This window comes from Idiomarina sp. UBA3176, assembly GCF_002364295.1.
GTDB lineage: Bacteria > Pseudomonadota > Gammaproteobacteria > Enterobacterales > Alteromonadaceae > Idiomarina > Idiomarina loihiensis.
Genome location: NZ_DEXU01000022.1, coordinates 1 through 4,278, shown reverse-complemented (window position 1 = coordinate 4,278; position 4,278 = coordinate 1). Strand labels below are relative to the sequence as shown.

4 protein-coding genes are annotated in these 4,278 nt (G+C 42.4%); all 4 read left to right on the top strand.

Annotated features, from left to right (window positions below):
• Window positions 1-11: 11 nt before the first annotated feature.
• The 4 genes from B2U97_RS09510 to B2U97_RS09495 all read left to right on the top strand — a co-directional run bounded on the left by B2U97_RS09510 (window position 12) and on the right by B2U97_RS09495 (window position 4,237).
• Window positions 12-266 carry a DUF817 family protein gene (locus B2U97_RS09510; RefSeq protein WP_286822783.1) on the top strand — a complete coding sequence of 85 codons (255 nt, stop codon included), beginning with the start codon at window positions 12-14 and terminating at the stop codon, window positions 264-266.
• A gap of 20 nt (window positions 267-286) precedes the next feature.
• Entirely contained in the window at window positions 287-1,447 is a 1,161-nt protein-coding gene (locus B2U97_RS09505) for a benzoate/H(+) symporter BenE family transporter (protein ID WP_286822784.1), read from the top strand.
• A complete protein-coding gene (locus B2U97_RS09500; RefSeq protein ID WP_286822785.1) occupies window positions 1,448-1,798 on the top strand; it encodes a hypothetical protein in 351 nt (116 codons plus the stop codon).
• Between the two features lie 126 nt (window positions 1,799-1,924).
• Window positions 1,925-4,237 (top strand): hypothetical protein, encoded by a 2,313-nt coding sequence (locus B2U97_RS09495; protein WP_286822786.1) that lies wholly within the window; start codon window positions 1,925-1,927, stop codon window positions 4,235-4,237.
• Window positions 4,238-4,278 lie beyond the last annotated feature (41 nt).

Genomic DNA, 4,278 nt, shown 5'->3' with positions numbered 1-4,278 from the left:
GCAGTTATTAGTTGAATCTAGGAATTAATAGAACGCATCGCAGTATGCCTCTTTTACTGGGATGGTTTCTGGTTGCGCTATTTATCTGGTTTGCTGAAAATATTGCAACTTATGCCAATATTTGGATTTATCCAAACCAGGCCAACGAGTGGCAAATGGTGCCGCTGGCCAAATTAAGCTCCTGGTTTTTATTGATGCTACTGAGCTTCGTATTAGTTGCTTCAATTAATAAAATTAAAATACGCAGAAGAAACGAAGCGATATAAACAGACCACAAGGAAGTGCCATGAGGTTTTCTATTTCTCATATTATGGCTGGGGCGACAGCGGTTTTTGTTGGTTACAGCAGTGCGGTTGTTTTAATTCTCGAAGCCGTGAAAAGCCTCAATGGCTCGGTGGCGTTGCAGAGTTCCTGGTTGCTGGCCTTAGGTTTAGCTATGGGGTTAAGCAGTATTATTCTGTCGTGGCGATATAAAGCCCCGATATTGACTGCGTGGTCCACACCGGGTGTTGCACTGCTCATTATTGCACTTGCCGGTGTTTCAGTCGCTGAAGCGGTTGGCATTTTTATTTTTTCATCGGGTTTAATTTTACTTAGCGGCCTAAGCGGTATCTCTGACCGACTTTTAAAATACATTCCTGTCGAAATAGCTGCTGCCATATTGGCCGGCATTTTACTTAAGTTTGTGCTTGCTTTAGTTCCGGCCTTTGATAATCAGCCTTTAATTACTGCAACTTTAGTCATTGTTTATTTTGTGATGCGGAAGCTGACACCTAAGCTGGTTTTTTTCTGGGTATTGCTGGCTGCAGTAGGGCTACCGGTATTGACAAAGCAGTTCGATACAAACCAGTTGATACTCTCCGCCCCGGATTGGGTCTGGGTATGGCCTGATTTCAACTTCTCTTTACTGGTTGGGGTTGGCATTCCTTTGTATGTTGTCACTATGGTTTCCCAGAACCTGCCGGGCATTATGATGCTACGTAGTAATGGCTATGCGGTGCCACTGTCGCCGCTGTTACGGGTGACCGGGTTATTCGGTGTCATTATGGCTCCGCTTGGGGTTTTCGCAATAAATCTGGCCGCAATTACCGCCGCTATTTGTCAAACTTCAGATGCCGATACTGATCGCAATCAGCGTTATAAAGCAGCTATGGCGGCGGGCGTCTTCTATATCATTGCCGGGCTTGCCGGCTCAATAATTGTTGGGTTGTTTCTGGCTTTACCAACCGAAGCGACATCGGCCCTGGCTGGCTTAGCTTTACTACCGGTGCTTGCTGTTAATTTCCGCCAGGCGTTTAGTCATGAAAAGACTTTGCTTGCTTCGGTTATGGCTTTTATTGTTACAGCATCTGGCGTGAATTTTTTAGGTATTAACAGTTCATTCTGGGGCTTATTAATTGGTTTGGTTGGTTATTATTTTCTAAGTAATATAAGCGGAGAAAAGTAAATGAGAAAATTTTTTTTATTTAGTGCATTGATATTATCTGGTGCCGCACTCGGCGATACACTGACAACAGAACACTATATTGTTGAAATTGAACGCCACTGTCAGGAAGGCTCTGTTACGTGTGAGAACGTGAGTTATGTCGGGGTGTCAAAAGCATCAGGTAACCGCATAGAGCTAAAAGGCAAAACACTGCATTCACTTTGTGCTGACGGAGTGACTCCTTGCCGTTTTCAGGGATATCAATTCAAAAACGGAAATACGACTTATAAAGTTTTTGAATCAGGTTTGCTTCAGGTTATTCAAAATAATGAGACTGTATTGGTGGAAGAACAGGGCGACTGGTCATATTAAGTAATCACCTAATTGAGTTATCAGTGTAAAGAATCTGTTAAGGCCAGAGGACTGTATTGAGCCAAAATTTAATACTGCTTATCATATGACTTTATTCATATTCATTTATAAATTTTAAGGAAGCTTATGTTAGGGCGTCTATCATTCGTGGCTTTTTCAGCTCTTCTTGTTGTAGCTTGTTCTGAAAGCGGCCCTCCAAAGACCTTATCGTTTAAACCGGAAGACGGTGAGCAGCGGCGTTACCAACTGTACTCAGATACCAATATTAAAGTTGAGAGCAGTTACGGGAAACGTTCAGAAAGACTCAAAACTATGATGTTACTGGACTATGAAGTGTCCGATAAATCCGATGTCTACAGCATAAGAATGAAACCTCAGTTTATGCGAATGGAATTTCCGCAAGGAGATTTTACGAGCTTTGAAGATGATAATCGCGGAAGCTCTGGTGATAGCATTCGGAAAATGATGGATGCCGGATTCACTGTTGATATTGATAAAGACACTAGCGCAATGGTGGATTTTATCATTCATGAGGAGCCCGAAGACTTTCGTAAGCAAGGGTTGGATCCTTTACAAGAAATATTAAACGATGAATTTGGACGTCCGGGCTTTATTACCGGTTTAAAAGTTGAAAAAGGTGCGACGCAGGTAGTTGAATTAAAAAGTCCTTTACCTGAAATTACCTTTACGGTTGAAGACTTTACTGACAGCACGGTGACCTTATCTGCTTCAGGTGACAATAATGAGGCAAAAGTGTTCGGCTACGTTGTGCTGGAACGTGACACTGGCTGGACTCAGCGTTTAACCATGATTATGGATATGCCTCTTCCTGAAGAAGCTGCGGTATCTGATGGCTCAATGCGAATGGTGACGTCAATTTTCCCTGAAGACTGGCTGTATGGTCAGAACCTCGAGCATTTAGGTTATGACGAGCCTTTTACCATCGATAATACAGACTTTAGCGAACTTAACTCAAACAACAAAGCGACCGATGCAGAAGTATTAGCTAATGACTCAGGAAAAATGGATTTTTACGGCGGTCGTATTTCTTTGACATATAGCCATCCCGGGGTAAGTTTTGAAAGTATGGGCTCGATGTCGATAAAAGTGAAAGACCTTATCGCTAAAGATAGTAAAGGGGACGCTCTTGATATTAAGCTTCATGAAAACGGGGTTTTCACCTATACAGACAGTAATAACGAAAAATCAGAAACGTTAATACATTTACTCCCTTTGGGCTGGACTGATGTCGTTGATGATCTTGAGCAAATGACATCAATAGAAGCGACTCTGGAACGCTATGAAACAAGCTATGAAATTGTTGAGTTTCCAATAGATAAAGACGGCTCGAGCATAGAAATGCATGGCGCCAAAGCGATTTTGACTCCCACTAAAAAGGACAAAGAGTTTGAACTGAAATTAACGGCCACTAATGACTCTTATTTCGATAGTCAGATAAATGGAGTTAGCCGAGCAGTTTTAAATTACGACACAGATGCATCGGCACCTAACTGGGTATCTAGTGCAGAGAGCCGCGCTTTAGCCATTGCCAAACGAGGAGACTATGCGGTAACTCTGAGAATAGCTTTTGAGGACGAATTGCCTGAGACAATTGAACTTAAATTCAACCGTGTTACAGACAATAAAACTTCTGAGAAGAAAATTGTTTTTTATGATGAAGAAACGCTTAGAAGTGATACCTCAATTGCCCCGGTTGATACCGTTCCTTTGTTCAAATCGGATGAGATGGCAGTCTCAGTTAATGACCGGGATCTTGAGTTCTCGGCATCGACATTGGATGAATTAGAGCCTACCAGTTTTGACCGAGCTCAGCTGTACTTAACTCTAAGCCCTGAACAGGCGGGTGTTTGTGAGTTGAATACCGAGGCTAAAAGTAAGGGAAATAAACACAAGCTGGTCATGAGAGAAAACGCTGATCCCAATAAACGTAATGTTGTTTCGCATTTAAAAATGCCGAAAAAAGTGGTTTATCAATTAATGACCGATGATGGTGTGCAGCGTTTTTTTTACGATACTGAAGTTGCCTTAGAACTTCGTTGTGACGGGCGGCCGGAATGGCAGTCAGTAGATATCGCTTTAGGTGAAAAAAGCTGGATGATTCCGGTTGAATCTCTATTGGGTGAAGACTGGGACGAACAGCAAGCAGAAGTCGTTATGAGTGAGTTCTTAAGAAAGTATCGTTTTTTGAACGCTAAAGGAAAGGCGTTAGCAGTCCTGCCACAGAAAGATGGAGGCTATTCTGTCGACTATTTAAATACAGAGTTTAGTGACTTTGTGTCCGATGACGGTTTTTTACGTATTGGTGGGCGAGTAGACAAAGTTGAGCAACTTATTGCTAAAGGTGATCCGGTAAAAAAAGAATGGACTCACCAACTGCCCTCTATGCCTGATTTTGAATCTTTGCAGGAGGCTAACTAATGACTTTCAGTAAAGTACGGGTTCTACCCCGTTTTTACGGA